The organism is Paracidovorax citrulli (genome assembly GCF_900100305.1).
Lineage (GTDB): Bacteria > Pseudomonadota > Gammaproteobacteria > Burkholderiales > Burkholderiaceae_C > Paracidovorax > Paracidovorax citrulli.
In genome coordinates, this window is record NZ_FNEY01000007.1 from 1 (window position 1) to 24409 (window position 24409).

Consider the following 24409-nt stretch of genomic DNA (forward strand, 5'->3'; position numbering starts at 1 on the left):
GTTGTCCCTGGCGCCCTTGCGCCACGCGGATGATCGAGCGCAGGTCCGACACCATCGCCTCGAAGCAGCCCGCTTCCAGCCAGCGTCGGGTTTGCTGGTAGACCGCCTCCCAAGGAGGTAGATCGTTGGGCAGCATCCGCCAAGGCGCGCCTGCGCGCACCAGCCAGCGCAGGGCGTTGAAGACTTCGCGCAGATCGTGCTCGCGCTGGGGCGCGCGCTGGTCCATCAGGCTCAAGTAGGGCGCAGCGAAGCTCCATTCTTCATCGCTGACATCCGTCGGGTAGGGCTTGCGGGGCATCCGCAGACTCTACCTTTGACTTCCACTCCGAGGAGCAAAGTTCATAACACGCTCTAGGCTCCGAACCCAGGGTCTTTGAGAACTGAACACATGATGGCTATGTCACCTTCCGAGAATCCCAGGCGGGCAGACTCCTCGTCGAGCGGCTTTCTGCAGTCATCAAGCCTCATCCGCTGCGCAGAAAAGGGAGGCAAAGGCCAGACCGGACGAAGCTCCGTCTCGCTTGCGAGAAAGCTCTGGCCAGTCTTTGCCACTGTGAGCATTGCCGGCAAGGTCATGGCCCACGCGGCCAGCAACCCGGCCACCATGAGTCCTATTGCCACGGCGCCCACTGCCTGCCCTATCCAAATTGGCGGAAGCCACCGGTCCTTGATACGGCGCTCCTGCGGGTCGAAGTAGGAGCCGCAGAGGCGCAACACCCCCAGATCCACACTCCTTACCCGACACCATTCCATGAGTGTGCGTGCCTCGGCAAGCGTCGCCACCTGGACACCGGCGAAGACATGGAAAGCGGCCAGATTGTTCTGTTCATCCACATATTGACGAATGCCAGGATCCGATATCTCGTCCTTGCCATGCACCAGCAGCCAGATACGGCGACGGAGCATGTGCCAGGACTCCGTACGCAAGATCACCCAGAAAAACACTCCCCCAAGCCCCAGGGCGATGCCGAGGGGTACCAGTGTGGCGATGTCCGAAATCTTGATCGCAGCAATGCCGTCCATGCGAGCACTTTCGTCTTAACTGGTTTGCCAGCAGTGCCGGAACTGAACCTCTGAGTGATGACCGTACCGATGCCTGCACCACATCAAGCCGCCACCCCCACCCCATCCAGCCGCTGCGCGAACGCCCCCTCCCCGCTCGCGGTGATCACCAGCCGGTGCGTGGCGCGCGTCGCCGCCACGTAGAACAGCCGGGCCTCCTCCCGCTCGTCCTCGCCGTCGGATGGCATGTGCCCCGCGCCCACCAGCGCCACCACCGGGAACTCCAGGCCCTTGCTGGCGTGCATGGTCATCACCTTCACGGTGTCGTCCGCCGGGTGGAAGCTGCCCGTGCCCTTGCGCACCTGGTGCGGCAGGCCCTTGTGGCGCAGCGCGGTGGCGCACTCCTCCATCTGCGCGTAGTGGCGGCACAGCACCGCCATGTCGCCCCAGGCATGGCCTTCCTGGTGGGCCGCGGCCAGGCGGTCGGCCACCTGGGCGGCCTCGGCGCGGAACGAGGGCAGGCGCACGACCACCGGCGCCTCGCCGTCGCGGCCGCAGCTCACGGGCTGCAGCAGGGGCACGCCGTCCTCGCCGCTGTCTTCGGGCGCGAGCAGGTCGGCCGCGATCAGGTGGGCGGTCTGCAGGATCTGGCGCGTGTTGCGGTAGTTGATCTTCAGGATGGACGTGCGGCCCTGGGCCTGGATGCCCACGCTGCGGAAGCTGAACTGCTTCTGCCGTGCACGGGCGTAGATGCTCTGCGCGTCGTCGTAGAGCAGCAGCAGGTTGTTGGTGGCCGGGTCCACCATCCGGGAGACGAGCCGGAGCCATTCCGGCTCGAAATCGTGCCCTTCGTCGATCAGCACGGCGGCGTACTGCCCGCTGGGGATGCGGCCCATATCCACGCCGCGCACCACGCGGTCCACCATGTCCGCGAAGAAGGCCTCGCGCGGCAGCGACGGCGCCGGCAGGCCCTGGCCGAAGGCCACGAGCTGCGCCCGCGCCCATTTGTGGAAATGCAGGCAGTGCACCTGCTCGCCCAGCCCCTTGGCCTCCATGGCGCTGGCCAGTTTCACGGCCAGCGGTTCGTTGTAGCAGAGCACCAGCACCGGCTTGGCACCGTCGGGCAACGCGCCGTGCAGCTTCGCGAGGTGCTCGGCGCGGTAGCCCAGGATCATGGTCTTGCCCGAGCCCGCCACGCCATGGATCACGCGGTGGCCTTCGCCCAGCGAGCGCGCCAGTTGCTCCTGCTGCAGGTCCATCACGCGCAGCAGGTCCGGCACCTCGTCCACCCCGCCGTACTGCGCGAACAGCCGGCCCTGCACGGGCACGCGCACTTCGGGGAACATGTGCCAGCGCACGCGATCGATCTGCGGCAGCGACATCGCCGCGCCGAAGGCATGGGGGAACATGCGCCAGAGCCTCTCCTGGAATGCCTCGGGCTCCACGTCCTCCAGCATTTCGTCCTGGCAGACCACGTAGTCCGGTGCGATCGCCTCTGCCAACCCCGCCGCCTCGAATTGCCGGCGCGTGATGCGCGTGAACACCACGCCGTGGCCCCACGGGAAGGCCAGCTTGCCCTGGTGCGGCCCCGAAGGCTGCACCAGCTGCGGATCGCGCTCCAGCGCCCGCACCACCTCGAGCGCGCAATGGCGGGCCTGCTCCAGCGGGTTCTTCACGATCTTCGGAACGCCGCCGTCCGGGGCGATCTCCCAGTACTGCCGCGTGGCCTTGCGCACCGTCTCCAGGTGCCAGTCCTTGGTCTCCAGGATCAGCACCCCGCGCCGCGGATGCATGACCACGAAGTCCGGGTAGGTCTGCTTCGGCCCCACCGGCACGTCGTACCAGACGGAGTAATCGCCGTCGAGCTTGCGCTCCAGCCGCTGGGCCAGCCGCCGCTCGCCCGCGGTCATGCGGGACGTGCAACTGCCGATGGCGGGAATGAGAGTCGCCACGGAGCCTCCTTCTCTCTGCTGGCTTGTATCTATTTGAAATTTTATGCGATAAACAATTTCTTTCTGCCTGATGGAAAGCACAGTGCCGGCGGTTATTCGCCGGCGTATTCGAGCTCGAACAGCGGGACTTCCAGCGAGCGCCGCAGCCACAGCCCCCCGCCCACGGCCCGGAAATGGCGCGACAGCCCACGCCGGTAGGCCTCGGCGCGGTGGCGAAACAGCGCGGGGTCCGTCAGGTCTTCGTCGATGATGTCCTGCTCGTAGTCCTCGCGCGTCACCGCCTCGAGGTAGAGCGCTCCCCGGCACAGGCGCGCGAGGTTGTCGAGCGCGGCCTTCAGGTCCGGCGGGCTCAGGTAGGGCAGCACGCCTTGGCAGACCACGAGGTCGGACGGCTCGCTCGCGGCATAGTCCACCACCGACCCCTGCTGCCACCCGTAGCGCTCGCACAGGTAGGCGCTGAACTCCACCCCCTGGTAGCGCGCGTCGGGAAAATGGCGCGCCACGATGTCCTTCCACAGCCCGATGCCGCAGCCCACGTCCAGCACGCGCTCCACGGGCACCCGCAGGTACTTGAGGTAGCTGCACACGAACTGGCCCAGGCGCTCCATGTGCTGCGGGTCCACCACGCTGGTCTTCTTGTCGAAATAGAAGCGCTGGTAGTAGGCCTCATCGAACAGGGTGGCGCTGGCGGATTTCAAAGGCAGGTCCTTGCTGGGCTGGGTAAAAAATGGGAAAGATTCGGCGGCAGGGAGTATCCCGCATCGCTCCCGGAGCCTGGCACCCCGGTGACGGCCGCACCCCATGGGCCGCCGCACAATGCCGGCATGAGCGCCCTTCCGCCCGCCCTGCCCGCCGCCATGCCGGAGCCGACCGCGCACGATGCCTGGGTGGACTCGGCCCGCGGCCGGCTGTTCGCCCGCCGCTGGCAGCCTGCGCCGCGCGATGCAAGCCCCGCCACAGTGCCGGCTCCCGTGATCCTCTTCCATGACTCGCTGGGCTGCGTGGCGCTGTGGCGCGACTTTCCCGCGGCGCTGTGCCGGGCCACCGGCCGCGACGTGATCGCCTACGACCGGCCGGGCTTCGGCCGCGCCGATCCCTGCACGGGCGCGCTACCGACGGATTTCATCGCGGCCGAGGCACGCACCAGCCTGCCCGCGCTGCGTTCGGAATTCGGCATCGGCCGCTACGTGGCGCTCGGCCACAGCGTGGGAGGGGCCATGGCCGCCCATTGCGCGGCGGACGGCAGCGGCACGGGCGATTGCATCGCCCTCGTCACCGTGGCCGCGCAGGCCTGCGTGGAAGAACGCACGCTGGCGGGCATCCGCGAGGCACGCGACCAGTTCCAGCGCAGCCCCGAGGCGCTGCAGCGGCTCGCCCGCCACCACGATGGCGACGAGGGCAAGGCGCGGTGGGTGCTGAATGCCTGGGTGGATACCTGGCTGCACCCCGGTTTTGCCGGCTGGTCGCAGGCCGATGTGCTGGCGCGCGTGGCTTGCCCCGTGCTCGCCCTGCATGGCGACCGGGACGAATACGGATCCCTCGAGCAGCCCGCGCGCATCGCCCGCTGGGCCGCCGGGCCCGCGCGCGTCGAGATCCTGCCCGGCGCGGCGCATGTGCCGCACCGCGAGCGGCCCCATGAGCTCGCGGAGCGCGTCGCGCGCTTCCTCGCGGACCTGCCGTGATCAGGCCTTGGGCGGCCGGTACATCGCGCAGAGCTTGTTGCCGTCCGGATCGCGCAGATAGGCCAGGTACAGCGGGCCCGCGGGGCCTTCGCGGTAGCCCGGCGGGTCTTCGCAGGTCGTGCCGCCGTTCGCCAAGCCGGCCGCATGGAAGGCATCGGCCTGCTCCGGCGACTGCATCGCGAACCCGATGGTGCTGCCATTGCCGTGCGTGGCGGGCTCGCCGTTGATCGGCAGCGTGATGCCGAACATCCCCCCGGGGCTGCGGTAGAAATAGCGGCTCTTGTTGGCGATGCCGGGCGGCACGCCGATGGTGCCGAGCAGGGCGTCGTAGAAGCGCTTGGATTTCTCGAGGTCGGTGACGCCGACGATGACGTGGCTGAACATGCGATGTGTCTCCTGTGATGGCCTTGCCGGCCAGGCCAGGCCAGGCCGCTGGCCGGGCTGCCGGCCAGGACACGGATCGTAGCGGCCGCCATCGCGGCCGGGCGTCGCGCATGCGCGCGCAGGCCGCGCCTGTCCTAGTACCGGCCCTTGACGAACAGCACCGACTCGGACTTGCGCTGCTTCGGCCGCACCACCACCGTGCCCGCCAGCTTGTCGTGCCAGCCCTGCTTGCGCCGGTCGAACGCCACCCACACGAAGCCCAGGCACAGCGGGATCGCCGACACGAAATACGCCAGGTAGCGCCCCACCGACTGCCCCGGCGTCATGGGCCGGCCGGTCTCCGCATCCACCACGCGGGCACCGATGTTCATCTTGCCGGGCGTGGCCTGCCGCCAGAACCAGAACAGCAGCACCACCACCGCAGGCAGCACCCAGGAAATCAGGAAATCCGCCGGCCCCGCGACCAGCCGCTCCGTCTGCTTGAAATAGTCCCAGCCATAGACGGCCGCCAGCAGCGGCACGGTGACGATCAGCAGCAGCACCGTGTCGAGCAGCGTCGCGCCCAGGCGGGCCCAGAAGCCGACGTATTCGAGGTCGGAGGCATCGATGCGGTCGTCCGGGGGAGCACTCGCGGGGAGGGTCATGGCATCGCTCGCTGGATGGCTGGATGGGGCCCACGGTCGGGCCGGGGTCGGTGCCGGATTCTCGCCCAGGATCCTGGAGCGATAGCGGACAGCGCTTCGCCAATGCAGCGTCCGGTTCGCGTGGTTGCGGGGCCGTGTCGGGGCGTATTCACCGCAGATTCTGCGGTGAATAAACCAGCTAATCGCCGCATGCAGGCGTCCCCGCCGTGTCAGGGCACGGATCTGGCCGCGCTGGGGATGCGCCCATGGACGCCCGGCAAGCGCTGGTGTTGAACCATGTACTGGATGGGTTGGATGGTCGGCAAACAACTTGGCAAATAATTCTGCAATTGATCAAAAAAATATTTGATTTCAATTAGTTAGATGCAATTGAATCTTGGCAAAATCGCCTGATGTACACCGACGTCCACCAGTTCGAGCCCTTGCTGCCAGCCGACGCCCGGATGGAGCCTCTTCTGGCCAAGGCGCATGACCTGTCCCGGCTGGCCACCACCCTGGCCGGCACGCGGGTGCCGCCGGAGTTGCGCAGCCTGCTGCGCAGCATGAATTCGTACTACACCAACCGCATCGAGGGGCAGCACACGCGACCGCACGAAATCGAGCAAGCCCTGCGGCAAGACTTCTCCCAAGATGCAGCGCTGGCCGCCAGGCAGCGCCTGGCCATCGCGCACATCGAGGCCGAACAAGTGCTGGAGCAGCGCCATACCGGGCCTGAAGGCGCTGGAAAGCTGTACGCGCCGGGGGCGGTGCAGGACATCCACCATGTTTTGTTTTCCCGCTTGCCCGCCGCCGATCTGTTCACATCCGAGCAGGAGCCCATCGTTCCGGGTGCGCTGCGCGAGCGCGACGTGCGCGTGGGCCAGCATGTGGCCCCCGCCCATGCCACCGTGCCGTTGTTTCTGCAGCGCTGGGCTGCGTTCTATGGCGGCGTGCGCCGGGGCGAGGCGGCCTTGGTGGCCCTGGCCTGCGCGCACCAGCGGCTGGGCTGGGTGCATCCCTTCGTGGATGGCAATGGCCGCGTCATGCGGCTGCACACCCACACCTGGCTCACGGCACAAGGCTACACAGGCGGGCTGTGGTCGCCCCTCCGCGGCTTTGCACGCAGCACAGAGCGCTATTACGCGCTGCTGGCCGACGCCGACAGCCTGCGCCGTGGCGACCTGGACGGACGCGGCAACCTGAGCGAACAGGCCCTGATCGCGTGGGTCCACTACGTGCTGGACACCTGCCTGGACCAGGTCCGCTTCATGGCAGGTCTGCTGGACTTCGAAGCCATCAAGAACCGAATCGAAGCCTGCCTGGCCTACGAAGCCACCGTGCTCAAACAAGGCGTCCGCCAAGAGGCCCTGCGCGGCCTGCACTACCTGTTCCTGAGCGGCGAAGAAATGCCGCGTGGCGAATTCAAAGCCATGCTCGGGATGAGCGACCGGAGTGCCACCGATGCGCTGGGTGCGCTGGTCAAACGCGGGCTGCTCAAGTCCGACTCGCCACAGGGCAAGGTGCGGTTTGGCCTGCCGCAGCACGCGCTGCGCTTCATGTTTCCGCAGTTGTGGCCCGAGGCGGAGGCGGATTCGGCGAATGTTTGAGGGGGCTCCTCAAGTTGGTGTCTCGCAGCTGCCTCGCTGCCAGGGGCTGTGCGGATCGCAGAAGTACACCCGCACGCCCGTGGCCTGGGCGAGTTCACGATGGCCGGCCATTTCCTTGCCCTGGTCGTAGGTGAGCGTCTGGCGCAGGGGCCGGGCACCCGGTTGAGCTTGGCCGTGCTGGGGCGACCAGCGCCAGAGCAGGAGATCGCAGACGGTGCGCCAGAGTCGGCTGTGCGGATGCAGCTTGGGTGCAGGGCGCGCTGCGTCGCGGCGGGCCTGGCAGGCAGTCTGGGCGGCCGCGAGGCATATCCAACGCCAGGGGTGCTGTCGCGCACCAGCTCACGGCATACGGTGCTGGGCTGCGCTCGAGCAGTCGGGCAATGGACCGCCCGCTCCATCCTTGCTGGACCAACGAGGCCAGCGTGAGGTGTTCTACGGACTGCAGATGCGTGTATCGCGAAGTCATCTGGGCAAGTTACCTGAGGTTCAGGTATTGCACTTCAGTTTTTAGACCGCCAAGCTTTATTCAGATCAAGCCGAGGATATATTTGTCCGCGGTGATTTTTGTTTCAGCGATTTTACGATCAATGGTGCCCAACGTCCTTTTTGCAGTAACAACAGCGACCTTTAGCTCTTGAAGAGCTTTTTTATAACTCCTCGAGCGCGCTGTAAAGATGTTCCTTTTAACCATTTTCTCCTCTTTAAGCAGCTCGTAAAATCTCCCATCAGTAGCGTTGGCGCCAACAATTTTGTCCACTACACGAAGAAATTCAGGATTGAACGTGCCCCCTCGGTAAAAATACACCGTGTCGCCTGCAACTTGTATCGTTCTATATATCTCATTCATAAGATCCAGAACCCGCTTATTACTGGAATCATCACCACTCCCCACCAACTCAATAAAATCCTCTATTATTGGTTTTTTGTAGAATCGCAAATAGTTATCAGCATCTATTTTCTTAAGAAAATCCAACTCGACTTTCCACTCGCAATTGGCCCGTCGCCACAATCCCTCATATATACTTTTTGAGATTTCTTCATTTTTTTGCCTTGCTATATACGATGCAGCAAAAAACTCCTGTATGCTTTTATGAATATAAGTGGTATGAAGGCCATCCGGCATCATTAGACAAACACCCTCAACTATATCTGTCTTAAACCCCTCAGCTGTAATTTCTTTTCTTGTTACTTTTGCGGCATTTGTACAGCATTTGTCAAAATCATTATCTGTAAGAGCCACTCCCATTGGTTTTGACAGAAAAGAAAAACACTCGAAAAAATACTGTAGTTCACTATTACTAAGCTGTGTTGCGCGCTCACGTTTGAACAATTCTTTATCAAGATCATGACGCGAAACAAGCACATGAAACAGTGAATTATAAAACTCTTGCAGCCCATCTGGGATAACGGCCGATCCTCCGAAAGAGTAGTTCAGTAGAGTCAGCATTAAAGGCGTATTAAGAATACCCTTGACGTCTGCTGTACTAGCATCTATTGCCTTCAAAAGAAAGGAAAGATGCTCGCCCTCTCTGCCCATTTTTCTCAAAAAATCAGGTATTTCTTCTTTTTGAATGTTTGCGATATAAAAGGGTGTCAGGGTACTGTTTTTCTGAATCAAATGCGATAAAGAACCTGGTCGAGATGAGAATACAAATCGAGTCTCCTTACACCCCCCATTAGCGCATCGCATTCATTTTTTATCTTAAGTATATTAATTCGCTTTATTTCATCTATGCCATCTAAAAATAGGGTAAATTTCCCAGTTTTAAGAATTTCTTGCACTTGATTTTCTTTAACATTTAAAAGCCCCATGCTCCTAAAAGCATTGACAAGCAATCCATTTAGACCTTCTTCCGCAGAAACATACCTAAGCTCAAGAAATAGAGGGATCTTTCCAGAAGTGGATAGCTCATTAACAGCCAGATGCCGCATGAACATAGACTTCCCCTGCCCAACAGTTCCCAAAATAATTATATTTTGGGCTGCCTCGATATCCAACAGGCTGTCAACCCTCATTGAGCGACTGGATGGATTGAATTTAATTTTACAAGGATGATAAAAACTTCTTAAGCTCACCCGTTCACTTCTAAATATCGGCTTAACATGCTCAATCGAAAATATTTTAGAAGCAATATTTTCAGATATTTTTTGCAGATCCGCTTTTGAACTTTTGCCTATGATGTTTTTAATAGCAGAAAAATTGTTAATCAACCCTTCTATTAAAGGGCTTATAATTGCCGCCGCGATCTGTGGGTCCACTCTTTATCTCCAAGCAATCAAATTATTGAAACCATCATGTTTGCAACGCAAATCAAATGGTGCGCATTCATATATTCCAGAATTTTTTAGCATAGACTGCTACAATTGCCACCTTTGTCCACTGAAAACATTACTCCTACGCTTTATAATCACCAGCATGCGGCGCAGCAAACTCTTGCCTACAGAAATTGCCGCATTTCCCTCCAAATTCCTTATGGTTTGGCATAGTACGGCCATGTCGTGCTATGCGGAGAATCAGGCGTATTAGTGCATCAGCAATCCGCCCGCCTTCGCAGCTTGAGCCCGTCGACAAGCGCTCGCGGGTGGCTCTAAGAGCGGCTGACACGACCCTTCTGGCGTCGTTGCCGCATCTTGTCGTACTACTCGTACTGCCTGCGATACGGCGCTAGCCAGAACCGCTTCGCTGGGTCGTGTTAGCCGCTCAAGGACAGTGTCTAGGCACAAGTGCTCTAGGGTGAACGCGCGCTTGTGGGTGGTGCAGCAAGGCGAAGCCGAGCCGTGCATCCCCCAGCCGGGCAAATATTCGTCCTCGAGTTTCTGTTCCAGCCGCTCGGCCAGTCTTCGCTCTTCGGCAGTCGTACGTGCAGCGCATGTACCCAAGACCGGGATCCATGTAGCCATGCCCCTCCGCTCCCATAGTTGTTTCATTCCGAAACACCTTATAGGGGCCGATGCTTATTCGTTCCTGACGAAAACCCGAGGTGGATGCTGATAGGGTTGCGCACGTGTCGCAACGCAACCGTATGGCTTAACTACCGGGGAAATTCACGGTAGCGGGCCGGCAGAACTAGCCAGAGCCCGCGACCGACTCAGCGCGAGGACCGCACAGCCCCCACGCCCGTATCGATGGTGCCGAACACCGTGACGCCACTCTCGCCCGACTGGGCGCCGGTGCCCGTGGCCGGGTCATTGGCCGGCCGGGAGGGCACCGTATCGCAGCCTGCCAGGGCCGCCGATGCCGCCAGCAGGACGGCTACCGCCCAGGCGCGCGTGGGGGCGGAGACGTGGCGGGGGGTTGCGGTATCGCGCGGGGTCATTCGCTGTCTCCTTGCAGGTGCTTGCCCAGGATTCCCGCCAGCTCGAACATGCCGGCCGATTCCTTGCCGAACACCTCGCGCAGCTTGGCGTCGGCCTTGATGGTGCGCTTGTCCTTGGGGTCCTGCAGATTGTGGGCCTTGATGTATTCCCACATCTTCTTCACTGCTTCGGGCCGGCCGATCGGCTCCGGGCCGATCACCGCGGCCAGGGCGGCGCTCGGCGGCTTGCCGGCCGCGGTCTTGCGCGGGGCCTTGGCGGCGGCGGTGGACTTCTTCGCGGCGGCCTTGGCGGCGGGCTTGGCGGCCTTCTTGGCCGCGGCCGCGGTGCCCGCCTTCGCCGCACCGGCTGCCGCGCCGGCCTTGCCGGCGAACTTGCGCGGCGGGAACTTGCTCTCGCGCGGCTCGAACTCGAAGTTCACCTTGCCGGCCTCCTTGTCCCACGCCAGGAAGGCCTTGAAGTTGCGGCGCGTGCGCATGCTCACGAACTTGTCGAGCAGGTCGGTCTTGCCGGTGGCGAGCAGCTTGGCCATCTGCTCGCGCTCCACGTGCTGCTGCAGGATGACCTTGCCGCTCTTGAAGGTGCAGCTGGGCGTGGGCTGGGCGGCGGTGGGCACGGCCTTGCTGCACACGTAGTTGCTGCCGTGCTCGTGCACGGGCGCGCCGCAGATGGGGCACGGGCCCAGCGGTTCGCCGGTGAACTCGACCAGCTCGCCCGATGCCTCGCCCGCGCGGTCGTCGCCGAAGTCGAATTCCAGCTTGAAGTTGCCGGCCTCCTCGTCGCGCACGATGGCGACCTCGGCCGTGAACGGCCAGCCGGCCTTGGAGCGGAAGCCCTCCAGCGGGCCGATGCGGCGATCGCGCAGCAGGGCCTCGGCCTCGGCGGGTTCGAAGGTGCGGCCCGCGGGCGACTTGGTGAACGAGAAGCCGCAGCCGTCGCCGCGCCCGTCGGCGCCCGTGCAGGCGTAGCGCCGGTAGTTCTCCTTGACCACGCCGCCGCAGTTGGGGCACGGGGTGGAGAGCGTGGCGTAGTTGCCGGGAATGGTGTCGCGGTCGTATTCCTTGGCCTTCTTCACCATGCGCTCGGTCATGGCGGCGATCTGCTGCATGAAGGCCTCGCGGCTGAGCTGGCCCTTCTCCATCTGGGCGAGCTTGTATTCCCATTCGCCGGTGAGTTCGGCGCGCGAGAGCTCTTCCACGCCCAGGCCGCGCAGCAGCGTCATGAGCTGGAAGGCCTTGGTCGTCGGGATGAGCTCGCGGCCCTCGCGCAGCATGTACTTTTCGGTGAGCAGGCCTTCGATGATGGCCGCGCGCGTGGCCGGGGTGCCCAGGCCTTTTTCCTGCATGGCCGAGCGCAGTTCCTCGTCTTCCACCTGCTTGCCGGCGCTTTCCATGGCGCCCAGCAGCGTGGCTTCGGAGTAGCGGGCCGGCGGCTTGGTCTTCAGGGCCTTGGCCTCGGCGTATTCGGTGTGCGTCATCTCGCCGGGCTTCACGGGCACCAGCGGCTGGCCCTTGTCGCCGGCCTTGCCGTCCTCGACCTCGTTGGCCGCTTCCTTGCCGTAGATGGCCAGCCAGCCGGGCTTGACCAGCACCTTGCCTTCGGTCTTGAAGGAATGGCCCACCACCTGGCTGATGCGGGTGGTGACCAGGTATTCGGCGCTCGGGAAGAACACGGCCATGAAGCGGCGCACCACCAGGTCGTAGAGCTTCTGCTCGGCTTCGGAGAGGCCGCTGGGCGCCTGCGTGGTCGGGATGATGGCGAAGTGATCGCTGACCTTGGCGTTGTCGAAGATGCGCTTGCTCGGCCGCACGTAGTTCTCGTCGAGCGCCTGCCGGGCATAGGGCGCCAGGTGGCGCATGCCGCTGGTGGCGAGCATACCGAAGGTGTCCTTCGCCACGGGCAGGTAGTCTTCCGGCAGGGCGCGGGAATCGGTACGCGGGTAGGTCAGGGCCTTGTGGCGCTCGTACAGGCTCTGCGCCAGCGCCAGCGTGGTCTTGGCCGAGAAGCCGAACTTGCCATTGGCCTCGCGCTGCAGGCTGGTCAGGTCGAACAGCAGGGGCGAGGCCTGGGTGGTGGGCTTGCTCTCTTCGGTGACGGTGGCGGCCTTGCCGCGCACGGCGTCGGCGATCTCGCGGGCGCGCTCGAAGCTCCAGACGCGGTCGGCCCGGGCCTCGGGGTCGTCGGCGACCTTCTTCCACTGCGGGTCGAACCACTTGCCGAGGTATTCGCCGGCCTCGGCATGGAAGCCGGCATGGATTTCCCAGTAGTCGCGGCTGACGAACTGGCGGATCTTTTCCTCGCGCTCGACGACGAGCGAGAGCGTGGGGGTCTGCACGCGGCCCACGGTGGTGAGGAAGAAGCCGCCGTCGCGCGAGTTGAAGGCCGTCATCGCGCGCGTGCCGTTGATGCCCACGAGCCAGTCGGCCTCGGAGCGGCTGCGCGCGGCGCTGGCCAGGCCCTGCATCTGCTGGTCGGAGCGCAGGTTGCCGAAGCCGTCGCGGATGGCCTGCGGGGTCATGGACTGCAGCCAGAGGCGCCGCACGGGCTTGTTCAGGCCGCCCTTGGCGCCGCCGGCGTACTGCTCGATGAGGCGGAAGATCAGTTCGCCCTCGCGCCCCGCGTCGCAGGCGTTGACGAGTTCGGTCACGTCCTTGCGGCGGGCGAGCTTGACCACCGCGTTGAGGCGGCTCTTGGTCTTGTCCACCGGCTTCAGGTCGAAGTACGGCGGGATCACCGGCAGGTGGGCGAAGCTCCACTTGCCGCGCTTGACGTCGAATTCCTCGGGCGCCTGGATCTCGACCAGGTGGCCCACCGCGCTCGTGACGACGTAGCGGTCGTTCTCGAAATGGTCCTCGTGCTTGTCGAACTTGCCGGCCACGGGGGTGAGCGCGCGCACGATGTCCTGCGCCACCGACGGTTTTTCTGCGATTACCAGGGTCTTGGTCATTTTCTGTGGGGTCGGCCCCGGAGGGCGCTTCTACAATTCCGGTCTCTCGCGCGTACACGCGCATGCACACGCGCGCCTGCGCATGTGTGCCTATTCAAACTAACAGAGTTTCGCCATGCCCCGAACCGCCACGCCCGCCGCCGACCCTTCCGCCGCCAGGGGCGGCCGCCGCATCCAGGTGCGGCGCTCGGGCGTGCACGGCAAGGGCGTGTTCGCGGTGCAGGATATCGCCGAAGGCGAAGTGCTGATCGAATACACGGGCGAAATCATCAGCTGGCAGGAAGCCCAGGACCGCCACCCGCACGATCCGCTGCAGCCGAACCATACCTTTTATTTCCACGTGGATGAAGACCGCGTCATCGATGCCAACCATGGCGGGAATGCATCGCGCTGGATCAACCACAGCTGCGCGCCCAACTGCTACGCCGACGAACGCGACGGCCGCATCTTCATCACCGCGCTGCGCAACATCCATGCGGGCGAGGAACTCAACTACGACTACGGCCTGATCATCGACGAGCGCTACACCCCCAGGCTCAAGGCCGAGTACCCCTGCTTTTGCGGCAGCGCCAACTGCCGCGGCACGCTGCTGGCGCCCAAGCGCGGCTGGGCGCCGCCGGGGCCCACCGCGCCGCCGCCCAAGGCCGGCCGCAAGGGCGCGCGCCGATGACCGGCACGGCGCAGCCGCTGCGCTGGCCCGCCGAGGCGGTGTGGGAGGCCGTGGCCCCGCTGCTGCCGGGCTTCACCGTCGAAGTGCTGCCGAGCATAGACTCCACCAACACCGAACTCATGCGGCGCGCGCGCGCGGGCCGCTGCGAGCCCACGCTGCTCGTGGCCGAGGTGCAGACCGCCGGGCGCGGGCGCCTGGGCCGCGCGTGGCAGAACGCCGCGGGCGACTCGCTCATGTTCTCGCTGGGCCTGCCGCTGGCGCCCGCGGACTGGTCCGGGCTGTCGCTGGCCGTGGGGGTCTCCGTCGCGGAAAGCCTGCAGCCGGTGCCGCGTGCCGGCCAGCCCCGCCTGGGCCTGAAATGGCCCAACGACCTCTGGCTGGACGACGGCCGCAAGCTGGGAGGCATCCTGGTGGAAACCGCCAGCCTCGTGGGCGCTGCCGGCGCCTGGAGCGGCGGGCATCCGGACCGTACGGCGCGCTACGTGGTGGCCGGGGTGGGCATCAACGTGCGGCCTCCGCCGGCCGAGGGCCTGTCCACGCCGCCCGGCAGTCTGCAGGAGATCGATACCCGGCTCGACGCCCCCGCGGCACTGCTGCGCACCGTGCCGCCGCTGGTCGCGATGCTGCAGTCGTTCGAAGCCCACGGCTTCGCGCCGGTGCAGCCGCGCTTCCTGCAGCGCGACGTGCTGCGCGACCGCGAAGTAGTCCTGAGCGACGGCGGCGCCGGCACCGCGCAGGGCGTGGCCCCGGACGGAGCGCTGCTGGTGCGCACGCCCCAGGGCCTGCAGGCCGTGACCAGCGCCGAGATCAGCGTGCGGCCGGCCGGGCAGGCGCTGCCGCGGAACTGAAGGAGCCTTCCACCATGCTGCGCGCCGCCGTCCTCGTTCTGCTGCTGGCCAATGCCGGCTATTACGCCTGGGCACAAGGCCTGCTGCGCGACTGGGGCATCGCGCCGGCCGAACAGTCCGAGCCCCAGCGCCTGGAGCAGCAGATCCATCCCGAGAACCTGCGCATCGGCCGGCCGGTGTCCGGAGATGCGGCATCGGCCCCCGCGTCCCCGCCACCCGCGGCGCCCTCCTCCGCAGCCACCCCGGCCAGCGAGGCATCCAATCCCGCCCCTGCCTCCGCGGGCCCGGCGCAGGCCGCGGCGGCCGACAGCACGGCCTGCCTGCAGGCCGGCCCGTTCGACGCGCGCCAGTCCGAGGCACTGCGCACGGCCGCCGCCGCCCTGCCCCCGAATAGCTGGAGCCTGGAGCCTGTGTCGGTCGCGAGCCGTTGGATGGTGTACATGGGGCGCTTCGCCGACGAAGACGCGCTGGAGAAGAAGCGCGCCGAACTGCGTGCGCGCAAGGTGGCCTACGACCGGCCGGGCCCTGCCCTGGAGCCGGGCCTGTCCCTGGGTCGCTTCTCGACCGAAGAAGCCGCCGAGCGGGCGCTGGCGGCGCTGGGCACGCAGGGCGTGCGCACGGCCCGGGTGGTGCAGGAGCGCTCGGACGCCACCGGCCATGTGCTGCGGCTGCCGGCGGCCACGCCCGCCCTGCGTGCCCAGGCCGAAACGCAGCTGCGCACGGCCCTCGCGGGCCGGCCGCTGCGCAACTGCGGCTAGTCTGCGGCAGCCCGGCCCGGGGCTCGCGGGGCTTCCCATTGCGCGAGGCCTTCGGCCACCTGGTGGGCCAGTTCCCGTACGCCGTCCGGCGACGTATCGTCCGAGAACATCATGGCATCGCACAGTTCGTCATCCCCCTCGGGCAGCCGCATGGGCGGCAGCCCCTGCCGCAGCAGCGCCCAATCCATCGCCAGCAAAGCGGCTGGCGCATTGCCGGCGGGCAGGGGGCGCAAGCTGACAAAGGCCCGGTAGAGCATCACGGCGCACTCGACGGCCGCGACGGGATCGTCCTGGGAAAGCCGGCGCTCCAGCCGCGCGGCGATTTCCTCCATCTGGCCCCGCAACGACTGCACGGGGGGATAGCTGCGGAACGCCGCCACGGCGGGCTCGGCCCGCTGAATTTCCCCACGGCCCAGCGGAAAACTGCTGCCGCGGTGGGCCAGCGCGGCCCCGTCGCCGGCAGGCACGCGCTGGAACTCGTGCGCGCGCAGGCCGGGCCCCGTCGATGGGCGGCCATTGGCGATCCAGCCCAGTTCGAGCAACGCATCCGTGCTGAAAGGACGCCCCGCCCCCACCCAGGCATCGACCAGGCGCGCGGCATCCTTCCATGATTGCGCCGTGGCCGTGCCGTCTCCCCGCTCCTGCAGGAACAACGCGAGCCGCGGCCCATCGTCAAAAGCCGCGCCGAAGCCACCATGCATGGCGCTGGCGCAGGATGCCGCCGCACCCAGGCGCTCCGACAGCGCGTCGCGCTCGGCCCGGGTCCACGCGGGCGCGCGCAACAGCTGGGCCGTGAACCCGGCAGGCGTGCCCTGCAGCTTCACCTGGCAGGCAGCCGCCTCGGCGCTGATGGGCACGGCGTGCAGCCGCGGATTGTGGGACAGGTCCAGCAGTTCCAGCGCCGGCAGCGCGGCCACGGCCGCCGGCAGCGTGGAAAAGCGGCAGTGGGACAGCCGCAACTCCCTCAGCCGGACGGCCTGTTCGATCTCCTGCGGCAGTTCGCACAGATCGAAATTCGCGGACAGATCCAGCGTTTCCAGATGGGGCAACGCGAACAGCGCAGCAGGAACTTCGGTGACGAAGCTGTTGCGGGCGGAGATGGAGCGCAGGCCGGTGCATTGCGCCAGCGCCTCGGGCAGGCGGTAGAACCCGGTATTGTCGGAAAGATCGATCGTTTCCAGATGGGCCAGCCGCCCCAGCCCGGGGGGCAGTTCCGACAGCGCAAGACCACTGAGGTCCAGCGCGGTGGAGCGCTCCGCATGGGCCCGCAGTATGCGTGCCGCCGCTTCTTCCCGCTGCTCGATGAAGCTTCCCTGGAGGTTCTGCCGGCCGGATTTCCGTGAAAGGCTGCCGGCCATGCGCGACCAGAATCCGCCCCGGGGAGCCCGATGGGGGTCCGCGGCACACCATTCACGCATGGCCCGGCTCCACTCGGCCTGCCCGGCGTTCGGTGGACCCGCCCGCCGGCCCGTGCGCACGGTGTCCGCGCGCTCGCGCGCCGGTCCCGTACGCCGGGACACCAACCCCGCCGGCCATCCAGCGCTCCGCGCCCTCGGCGCATCGGGTTCGCTGCGCGGGCGCGATCCATCCGCCCGCGACGGCCCGAAAGGATAGAAGCGCATGCGCTGCGGTTCGGAGGCGGTCGTGATGCGGGAAGGACTCATGGACGTTGGCATCGGGAGTGGAAAAACGGAGTGCGCGAGACGGCCGCCGGCACGCAGGCGCCGCGTGCGCTATTCATCTGCGGCACTTGCAAGGTCGTGCTGCACCAGCCGCGCCATGAGCGCGTCCATGTGCCGGACGGTTTCCTGCAGCAGCTCTGCCGCCGCGTCCGCTGCCGCGATGCCCGAAAACCGGAACAGGACCGCCGTGGTCAGGGCCGGGTCGTCGGGCAGCAGGACCGGCGGCAGGCCCTGCTGCTGCAGGGCCCAGTCCATGGCCGCCAGGGCAGTGGGCTCGTTGCCCTTGTGCAGCGGGCGGAGGACGACCAGGACGCGGTAGAGCAGCAGGGCGCGCTCCATGGCGGACAGCGGGTCGAGCACGGCATCGGGAGCATCGCCCGCCGACAGCCAGGACTCGACCGCCGCCAGCAGCGGCGGCAGCGCGACAGGAGACGGACGGCCCGCACCGGCAGCCGTGCCGGCGCCCTGCGGGCCGGACAGATCGTCTGCGTATTCCTGCGTGCGCAGCAGGCCCGTGCCGGACGGCCGGAAGTTGATGCGCCAACCCAGCTCCATCATCCGTGCGGTCGTCAGCGGTTCCCCGTTGTCCAGCCACTCCGCGATGGCCTGGTGCGCGTCCTCGCAGGCTTCCTGCGTGCCCATGCCGTCGGTGCGCACCGCGAGCGACAGCCGGGCGCGCAGCAGGCCGACCTGTTCCGCGATCCGGGGCTCCGCCCGCATCCGGGCCTGCAGCAGGGGCCACGCGCGGGCGATGGTGTCCATATGCTCCGCGAGCGTGCCGCGCTGGCGCGGCGTCAGCGGCAGCGGCCGCAGCAGGCCGGCGATGCCCTCCAGGGGCGTTCCTTCGAGCCGCAGGCGCGCGTCGTCCAGGCGCCATCCGGCGGGCAGCGAGCGCAGTTCCGCGTTGTCCGAAAGGTCCAGCGTTTCCAGCCGTGGCAGCGAGAAAATCTGCGGCGGCACCTCGGTGATGCCGCAGTGGCGCGCATCGATCGCACGCAGTCCGCGGCAGCGGGCGAGCCGCTCGGGCAGCGCTCCCAGCGCCGGATTCCACGAGATATCCAGCCGCTCCAGGGCTTGCAGGGATTCGAGGCCGGGTGGCAGGTCGGTCAGCCCCAGGCCGTGCAGGTCCAGCGCGGGAGCGCCCTCTGCATGGGCGAGCAGCAGGCGGCCCACGGCGATTTCGCGCAATTCCAGGCCGCCCTGTGTGGCACCGAACGCAGCGTCTCCACGCTCCAGGATACGGTCCGCGGCCGCGGCGAACTCCCGGCAACGGCCGGCGAACGCCTCGGCCCGCTCATCGCGGACGGCGCCCCTGTTGCGCCGCGCCGAAAAAATCCCCCGCAACCCCTCGGAGGCGCCTGCCTGACACGGCGGCTGCCGGGCCGCGTCGGCCTCGCACCAGGCCTGCAGCGCCTCGTACCACGCGTGCAGCAGGGGCGTGCCGGAGGCGGCGCCGGCCTGCCGTGGCGCAGCCGCCGCCCCCCCGCGTTCCGGGGGCATGAAGGACAGGACGGAGGCGCCGAAAGGCGCCGTGAGCAGGGGCGAAGTCATGGCAGCGGGCGGTGAAGGACAAGGAAAGCGGCTCGCCTCCAATCTAGGGCGCGCTTGCCTCTCCTGCCCTGCCCCGCACGACGCGGCGTCGCGAAATGCGAACCGCCCGCACGGCCTGCTGCGATGCGCAGCGCCGCGTCAGCCGCCCATGGAGCGCCGCGGATCGAGCGTCAGCAACCACTCCACGAGCGCGCGCAGGTCGGCCTGCAGGCGCGCGAAGCCCTCCGGCTGCAGTTCCAGCGTGTGCTCGTCCATGTAGAGGCGGCGGTTGATCTCCACCTGGATGCTGTGCCGGTCGCGCGCGGGGTCTCCGTAGCGGCGCACGATCTCGACGCCCTTGTAGGGATGGTTGTAGTCCACCCCGTAGCCGCGCTCGCGCAGAAAGGCGCAGAGCGCCTGCGACAGCGCCGGGTCCGCGGTGGTGCCGTCGCGGTCGCCGATGACGAAGTCGGCATGCACGAGGCCGGGGTGGAGCGTGGCGTGGCTGGCCGCGACGGAGGGCATCGAATGGCAGTTCAGGTGCAGGCTGCAGCCGTGCCGCGCATGCGCGGCCTCGATGGCCTGCTGCACCGCGGCATGGTAGGGCTGCCAGCAGCGCTCGATGCGCGCGCGCCCTTCGGCCACGGAGAGGAGCCGGTCGTAGATGGGCAGGCCCTCGTCGGTGCATTTCCAGATGAGGCCCTTGCCGAGCCGGACCTTCTGCAGCACCACCGGGTCGGCGGTGACGGGGCCGGGCCATTCGCCGTCGAAGAGCGTGGTGTCGATCTCCGTGGTGTCGCGGTTGGCATCGAGGTAGATCCGCGGGAAATGCGCCTCCACCCACGCGACGCCGAGGGCGGGCGCGAAGGCGTAGAGCTTTTCCACATGGGTGTCCTCCGCGCGCCGCAGCACGTCCTGGGCCAGCGCGGCGCGGAAGTCGTCCGGGTAATCCGTGCCGCTGTGCGGCGAATCGAGAACCAGGGGCGTGCTGCCCGGCACCACCGATACGGCGGCGGCCACGGGGCTCAGCGGCTGCGGGGCGGGCATCGGCGGGCTCCGTTCATCGGTCAGTCGAGCTGGATCTGGGCATAGACAGCGATTTTCCGCATCCTGGCGATCTCCTGCCCGATCTGCCGGGAAAACTCCGCGGGCGCGGTGGGCGTCGGATAGAGGCCCTGGCCGGCGAGCCGGTCGCGCACCGCCGGCTCCTGCAGGGCGGTGCCCACGGCCTGCTGCACGCGCAGCACCGCCGCCGGCGGCGTGGCCGCCGGGGCCACCAGGCCGAACCACGAAGGCTCGTTGGCCTGCGGATGGCCCAGTTCGCCGTAGGTGGGCACCTCGGGCAGAACGTCCGCGAGGCGCTGCGGCCAGGAAACGGCGAGCGCCCGCAGCCGGCCGCTCTTCACGTAGGGCAGCGCGGAGGCGACCTGGTCGAAATACACGGGCACCTGTCCGGCCAGCACGTCGTTCACCGCCGGACCGGCACCGCGGTAGGGAATGTGCACCATGGAGGTGCCGGTGCTGATCTTGAACAGCTCGCCCCACATGTGGCCGATGGTGCCGTTGCCCGGCGATGCATAGGACACCTGGCCGGGCCGCGCCTTGAGGTAGGCCACGAACTCGCCGAAGCTGCGCACCGGCATTTCCCGGGGATTGACCACGAGAACGCCCGGAGCCTTCACGATCTCGGTGACCCCGGCGAAATCGCGCACCGGATCGTAGGGCAGCCGCGAGAACACCGCGGGATTCACGCCATGCGTGGACACGGTCGCCACGCCGAACGTCAGCCCGTCGCCCGCGGAGCGCGCCACTTCGGCCATGCCGATGGAGCCGCCCGCGCCGGCGCGGTTGTCGATCACCACCGGTTGGCCCAGCAGGCGCTGCAGCGGCTCCTGCAGCACGCGGCCCGCGATGTCCGTCGCGCCGCCGGGGGGAAAGGGCACGACGATGCGCAGCGGCTTGCCCTCCTGTGCCCGTGCCGAATTGCCGATGAAGGGTGAGGCGGCCAGGGCCGCGAGCCAGAAACGACGCTGCATGGTTTCCCTTTGAGGTTATCGATGAGATTACTGGAATAAATGCATGAATGACGCAAAGGGCATGCCGGTTAGCATTCCGATTCGGCATACCCTCATCGCTGTTCGTCCCCGGAACCGTCCCCCATGCCCCTGCGCCGGCTCAATCCCCCGCTGCACCTGCTGCGAACGCTCTGCACCGTGGTCCGCTGCGGCAATGCATCGGCGGCGGCGGAATCGCTGGACCTCACCCAGAGCGCCGTGAGCAAGCAGATCCAGGAGCTCGAGCGCTGGGTGGGCGTGCCGCTGTTCGAGCGCAGCCGCCAGCGCCTGGTGCTCACTCCCGCGGGCGAGCGCTACGAATTGACGGTACGGGCCCTGCTGGCACGCCTGGAAGCCGCCACGCTCGAACTCGTGGCCAGCGGGTACGACGGCGGCGCGCTGCATATCGCCGCGCTGCCCACCTTCTGCGCGCAGTGGCTGGTGCCCCGTCTGCCGGATTTCCGGCGGCGGCATCCGCGCATCACGGTGCACCTGGCGGAGCCGGCCGTCCATGGTCCGCCGGAGCCGGGAACGGACTGCGCCATCCTGTTCGGCGACGGGCACTGGCCCGGCATGCATGCCCACTACATCGCCGGCAACGACATGGCCCTGATCGCGCCGCCCGGCGCAGGCGGCGCGGAGCCCCCCTCGCCGGTGCTGCGCAGCCCCGCCGATGCCGCAGGGCATACGCTGTTGCGGCACGGGTCCGCGCCCGACATCTGGGAACGCTGGAGCGAGCGCCACGGCGTGCCCGGGCTGAACTGCTTCGATGGTCCGGTGCTCGATCTGTTCGAGAGCATCGTCCGGGGCGTCGCCATGGGCCTGGGCCTCGGGCTGGTGCCCCGCTGCCTCGTGCGCGACGAGATCGCGGCCGGCATCGTCTCGGAACCACTGCCGGCGGCCGGCTTCAACAGCCGGCTGGGCTACTGGCTCTGCCATCCGGGCGGGCGCACGCGGTCGCCTGCGCTGGGCCATTTCCGCGACTGGCTGCTGCAGCAGGCCGAGCCCCCCGCCGGTCCCGCGGCCTGAACGCCCCCTCCCCGGTGGCGGCGCAGAAAGGCGGCTGAACCGCCGTTTCAACCATCTTCTGCCCGAAGCCGTGCGCTTTCGCACAGACGCGAACGTCTCCAGGCGCAGGCCTGCCCCCATGGCCCAAAGCGAAACCATCTGTTTTCCCACGCCGCGGCACGCGGTGGAGCACAGGGCGGTCGGACACAGACCTACACGAATCCGTGCGTTTTCGCACAAGCAGAAGCCGGCTGGGGGCGCAAACTTCCCTCCATGCAGAACGCAATCCGGCGCGCTGCACATTGTTCCCCCCTTGTCGAAGAAAGGACTCATCGCCATGAATCGCAAGCATCTCATCGCCATCGCCACCATCGCCTTCGCAGGCGCCACCGCAGCCACCGCGGCCCCCGTGTCTCAGGAAGAGTGGGCCGGCCCGGCACCCGTGGCGTCGCAATACAGCCAGCAGCCGCTGTCCCGTGCCGAAGTGATCGCCGATGCCAACCTGTGGCGCCGCGCCGGCCTGGACAAGTTCCAGATGGGTGAACGCTCCCTTGCCAGCGATCCCGTCTATCAGGAACGCTTCGCCGAATACCAGCGCCTGCGCAGCGGCCCCGAGTACGTCGCCGAAGTCCGCCGCCAGGGCGGCGACGTGAGCGCCGTGGCCAGCATGTACGAGCAGGGCACCGTGCCGATGACGAACTGATGCCCGTGGGCATCTCCGCAGGTTCCGCACGGAATCCGCACGGCGACGAGGCCCGCCCGGGATTTCCGGCGGGCCTCGTCGCTTGGTAGAGATGGCAATGGGTTGCCCCGGCCTGGCGGCTCATCCGGCAGCAGGGTCTTCCCGGGCGATAAAACGCACCGAAAAGCACGCGCCCGGCGGATTCATCCCGGGATGCGCATCCTCCAGCCGGACCTGCGCGCCATGCTGGCGCGCGATTTCCAGCACGATGGGCAGGCCCAGGCCCGAACCGTCGGCATCGGTGCCCAACGCCCGGTAGAACGGGCGGAACACCAGTTCTCGCTCCGCATCCGGCACGCCGGGGCCGGAATCCTCCACCTGCAGCAGCACGATGCGTCCGAACGGGTCGGCCAGCACGCGCGCGGTCACCATTCCGGGCCGCTCGCTGCTGGACGGCGTGTAGTTGATCGCGTTGTCCAGCAGATTGCGCGCCAGTTCCTTGAGCAGGGTCGGGTTGCCGTCCACCCACACGCCAGGGTCCGCTGGCTGGGCACCTTCGTAGCCGAGATCGATGGACTTCTCCAGCGCCCGGGGCACGCAGTCGCGCACGGCCTCGCGCACCAGGCGCGCGAGATCCACCGGCTGCCGCGCCAGCACGGCGCCGCCCGCTTCCGCGCGCGCGAGCGCCAGCAACTGGTTGACCGTGTGGGTCGCGCGCACGCTGGCGCGGCCGATCTGCTGCAGCGAGCGCTTGAGGTCTTCCGTGCTGGTTCCTTCGCGCTGCGCGAGATCGGCCTGCATGCGCAAGCCCGCCAGCGGGGTCTTGAGCTGGTGGGCCGCGTCCGCCAGGAACCGCTTCTGCGTGGCCAGCGAATCCTGCAGCCGCCGCAGCAGATCGTTCACCGAATCCACGAGCGGCGCCACTTCGAGCGGCACCGCCCGGTGGTCCAGCGGGGAGAGGTCGTCCGGATCGCGTGCGCGGATGCGCTCTTCCAGCCGGTGCAGCGGCTGGATGCCGCGTGCCAGCGCGAGCCAGACCAGCAACACGGCGAGCGGCAGGATCACGAACTGCGGCAGCATCACGCCCTTGATGATCTCGGTGGCGAGCACGCTGCGCTTTTCCCGTGTTTCCGCCACCTGCACCAGCGCGGCGGGAGTCCCCTGCACCGGCAGCCGCACCCAGATGGCCGCCACGCGGATTTCGATGCCGCGCAACTCCGCGTCGCGCAGCCGCACCTGGCCGGACAGCGGGCGATCGTCGTCGGGCGGCGGCGGCCGGGGCAGGTCGCGCTCGCCGGACAGGAACTCCCCCCGGGGGCCCAGGACCTGGTAATAAACGATGTCGGATTCGTCCGCGCGCAGGATCTCGCCGGCGGGTTGCGGCAGGTTGAACTGCGCGCGGCCGTCCTGCACCGTGACGAGTTGCGCGAGCGCGTGGGCGTTGTACTCCAGCGCCCGGTCGAAGGGCTTGTTCGCCAGCCCTTGGGCGACGAGCCAGGTCAGCGCCAGGCTCACCGGCCACAGCAGCAGCAGCGGCGTGAGCATCCAGTCGAGGATCTCCCCGAAAAGCGACCGCTGTTCGCGCTGGAAGATCTTCAAGGCACGGCACCCGCGGCAGGAGGAGGCCGCACTAGGGCCTGTGAACGCTATGCAAGGGGATCGCGT

General features: G+C 67.0%; 22 protein-coding genes and 1 pseudogene. 7 read left to right on the top strand and 16 right to left on the bottom strand.

Annotated elements, in window-relative coordinates; genetic code table 11:
* The 4 genes from BLR99_RS06565 to BLR99_RS06580 all read right to left on the bottom strand — a co-directional run.
* Nucleotides 1-298: transposase (locus BLR99_RS06565; protein WP_139160139.1), on the bottom strand; the 298-nt coding region annotated here is incomplete at its 3' end.
* Between the two features lie 53 nt (nt 299-351).
* Nucleotides 352-1023, bottom strand: a complete 672-nt coding sequence (locus tag BLR99_RS06570) for a DUF6216 family protein (RefSeq protein ID WP_011797621.1) — start codon at nt 1021-1023, stop codon at nt 352-354.
* Nucleotides 1024-1106: 83 nt separating this feature from the next.
* A complete protein-coding gene (locus BLR99_RS06575) occupies nt 1107-2954 on the bottom strand; it encodes a DEAD/DEAH box helicase (RefSeq protein ID WP_011797622.1) in 1848 nt (615 codons plus the stop codon).
* Nucleotides 2955-3046: 92 nt separating this feature from the next.
* The gene (locus BLR99_RS06580) at nt 3047-3652 is read right to left on the bottom strand and encodes a class I SAM-dependent methyltransferase (RefSeq protein WP_011797623.1); all 606 of its coding nucleotides are present in this window, start codon (nt 3650-3652) and stop codon (nt 3047-3049) included.
* Nucleotides 3653-3778: 126 nt separating this feature from the next.
* Between BLR99_RS06580 and BLR99_RS06585 the strand changes: the two genes are divergently transcribed.
* The gene (locus BLR99_RS06585; RefSeq protein ID WP_011797624.1) at nt 3779-4636 is read left to right on the top strand and encodes an alpha/beta fold hydrolase; all 858 of its coding nucleotides are present in this window, start codon (nt 3779-3781) and stop codon (nt 4634-4636) included.
* On the opposite strand, the gene BLR99_RS06590 is transcribed toward BLR99_RS06585, so the two are convergent.
* Nucleotides 4637-5020, bottom strand: a complete 384-nt coding sequence (locus BLR99_RS06590) for a VOC family protein (RefSeq protein WP_011797625.1) — start codon at nt 5018-5020, stop codon at nt 4637-4639. It lies immediately after the preceding gene.
* A 134-nt stretch (nt 5021-5154) separates the two neighbouring features.
* On the bottom strand, nt 5155-5664 hold the full coding sequence (locus BLR99_RS06595; protein WP_011797626.1) for an RDD family protein: 510 nt from the start codon (nt 5662-5664) through the stop codon (nt 5155-5157).
* Nucleotides 5665-6056: 392 nt separating this feature from the next.
* On the opposite strand from BLR99_RS06595, the gene BLR99_RS06600 reads away from it, so the two are divergent.
* Nucleotides 6057-7250 carry a Fic family protein gene (locus BLR99_RS06600; protein WP_011797627.1) on the top strand — a complete coding sequence of 398 codons (1194 nt, stop codon included), beginning with the start codon at nt 6057-6059 and terminating at the stop codon, nt 7248-7250.
* 21 nt (nt 7251-7271) lie between these two features.
* On the opposite strand, the pseudogene BLR99_RS22455 reads toward BLR99_RS06600, so the two are convergent.
* The 5 genes and pseudogenes from BLR99_RS22455 to BLR99_RS06620 form a co-directional block, all read right to left on the bottom strand.
* A pseudogene (locus tag BLR99_RS22455) lies at nt 7272-7397 on the bottom strand (IS30 family transposase); the annotation flags it as partial.
* Between the two features lie 379 nt (nt 7398-7776).
* Nucleotides 7777-8868 (bottom strand): NACHT domain-containing protein, encoded by a 1092-nt coding sequence (locus BLR99_RS22460; protein WP_139160140.1) that lies wholly within the window; start codon nt 8866-8868, stop codon nt 7777-7779.
* Nucleotides 8865-9509: an NACHT domain-containing protein gene (locus tag BLR99_RS22465; protein WP_139160141.1), complete on the bottom strand. Its 645-nt coding sequence runs from the start codon at nt 9507-9509 to the stop codon at nt 8865-8867. Before BLR99_RS22465 ends, BLR99_RS22460 begins: the two co-directional genes overlap by 4 nt.
* A gap of 830 nt (nt 9510-10339) precedes the next feature.
* Nucleotides 10340-10567 (bottom strand): hypothetical protein, encoded by a 228-nt coding sequence (locus BLR99_RS06615; protein ID WP_017438616.1) that lies wholly within the window; start codon nt 10565-10567, stop codon nt 10340-10342.
* Nucleotides 10564-13512 (bottom strand): DNA topoisomerase III, encoded by a 2949-nt coding sequence (locus tag BLR99_RS06620; protein ID WP_011797628.1) that lies wholly within the window; start codon nt 13510-13512, stop codon nt 10564-10566. Before BLR99_RS06620 ends, BLR99_RS06615 begins: the two co-directional genes overlap by 4 nt.
* A gap of 115 nt (nt 13513-13627) precedes the next feature.
* On the opposite strand from BLR99_RS06620, the gene BLR99_RS06625 reads away from it, so the two are divergent.
* From BLR99_RS06625 to BLR99_RS06635, 3 genes are read left to right on the top strand one after another with little or no spacing between them, the layout of a single operon-like run.
* Complete coding sequence (locus BLR99_RS06625) at nt 13628-14182, top strand: SET domain-containing protein (RefSeq protein ID WP_011797629.1); 555 nt, start codon at nt 13628-13630, stop codon at nt 14180-14182.
* On the top strand, nt 14179-15030 hold the full coding sequence (locus tag BLR99_RS06630) for a biotin--[acetyl-CoA-carboxylase] ligase (RefSeq protein ID WP_011797630.1): 852 nt from the start codon (nt 14179-14181) through the stop codon (nt 15028-15030). Before BLR99_RS06625 ends, BLR99_RS06630 begins: the two co-directional genes overlap by 4 nt.
* A gap of 14 nt (nt 15031-15044) precedes the next feature.
* Nucleotides 15045-15788, top strand: coding sequence for a hypothetical protein (locus tag BLR99_RS06635; RefSeq protein ID WP_011797631.1), 744 nt, complete (start codon nt 15045-15047; stop codon nt 15786-15788).
* Here the strand turns inward: BLR99_RS06635 and xopAC are convergent.
* The 4 genes from xopAC to BLR99_RS06655 form a co-directional block, all read right to left on the bottom strand.
* Nucleotides 15785-17206, bottom strand: coding sequence for a XopAC/AvrAC family type III secretion system effector (xopAC, locus tag BLR99_RS06640; protein ID WP_011797632.1), 1422 nt, complete (start codon nt 17204-17206; stop codon nt 15785-15787). The two genes, BLR99_RS06635 and xopAC, sit on opposite strands and share 4 nt — an antisense overlap.
* Before the next feature lie 315 nt (nt 17207-17521).
* Nucleotides 17522-19021 carry a leucine-rich repeat domain-containing protein gene (locus tag BLR99_RS06645; RefSeq protein ID WP_011797633.1) on the bottom strand — a complete coding sequence of 500 codons (1500 nt, stop codon included), beginning with the start codon at nt 19019-19021 and terminating at the stop codon, nt 17522-17524.
* Nucleotides 19022-19159: 138 nt separating this feature from the next.
* Nucleotides 19160-20047, bottom strand: a complete 888-nt coding sequence (locus BLR99_RS06650) for an N-formylglutamate amidohydrolase (RefSeq protein WP_011797634.1) — start codon at nt 20045-20047, stop codon at nt 19160-19162.
* A 20-nt stretch (nt 20048-20067) separates the two neighbouring features.
* The gene (locus BLR99_RS06655; RefSeq protein WP_011797635.1) at nt 20068-21036 is read right to left on the bottom strand and encodes a tripartite tricarboxylate transporter substrate-binding protein; all 969 of its coding nucleotides are present in this window, start codon (nt 21034-21036) and stop codon (nt 20068-20070) included.
* 123 nt (nt 21037-21159) lie between these two features.
* Between BLR99_RS06655 and BLR99_RS06660 the strand changes: the two genes are divergently transcribed.
* Both BLR99_RS06660 and BLR99_RS06665 read left to right on the top strand, forming a co-directional pair.
* Nucleotides 21160-22083, top strand: coding sequence for a LysR substrate-binding domain-containing protein (locus BLR99_RS06660; RefSeq protein ID WP_011797636.1), 924 nt, complete (start codon nt 21160-21162; stop codon nt 22081-22083).
* Nucleotides 22084-22399: 316 nt separating this feature from the next.
* Entirely contained in the window at nt 22400-22765 is a 366-nt protein-coding gene (locus tag BLR99_RS06665; protein WP_017439808.1) for a DUF4148 domain-containing protein, read from the top strand.
* A gap of 120 nt (nt 22766-22885) precedes the next feature.
* Here the strand turns inward: BLR99_RS06665 and BLR99_RS06670 are convergent, their stop codons facing one another.
* The gene (locus BLR99_RS06670; protein WP_011797638.1) at nt 22886-24343 is read right to left on the bottom strand and encodes a sensor histidine kinase; all 1458 of its coding nucleotides are present in this window, start codon (nt 24341-24343) and stop codon (nt 22886-22888) included.
* Between the last annotated feature and the right edge of the window lie 66 nt (nt 24344-24409).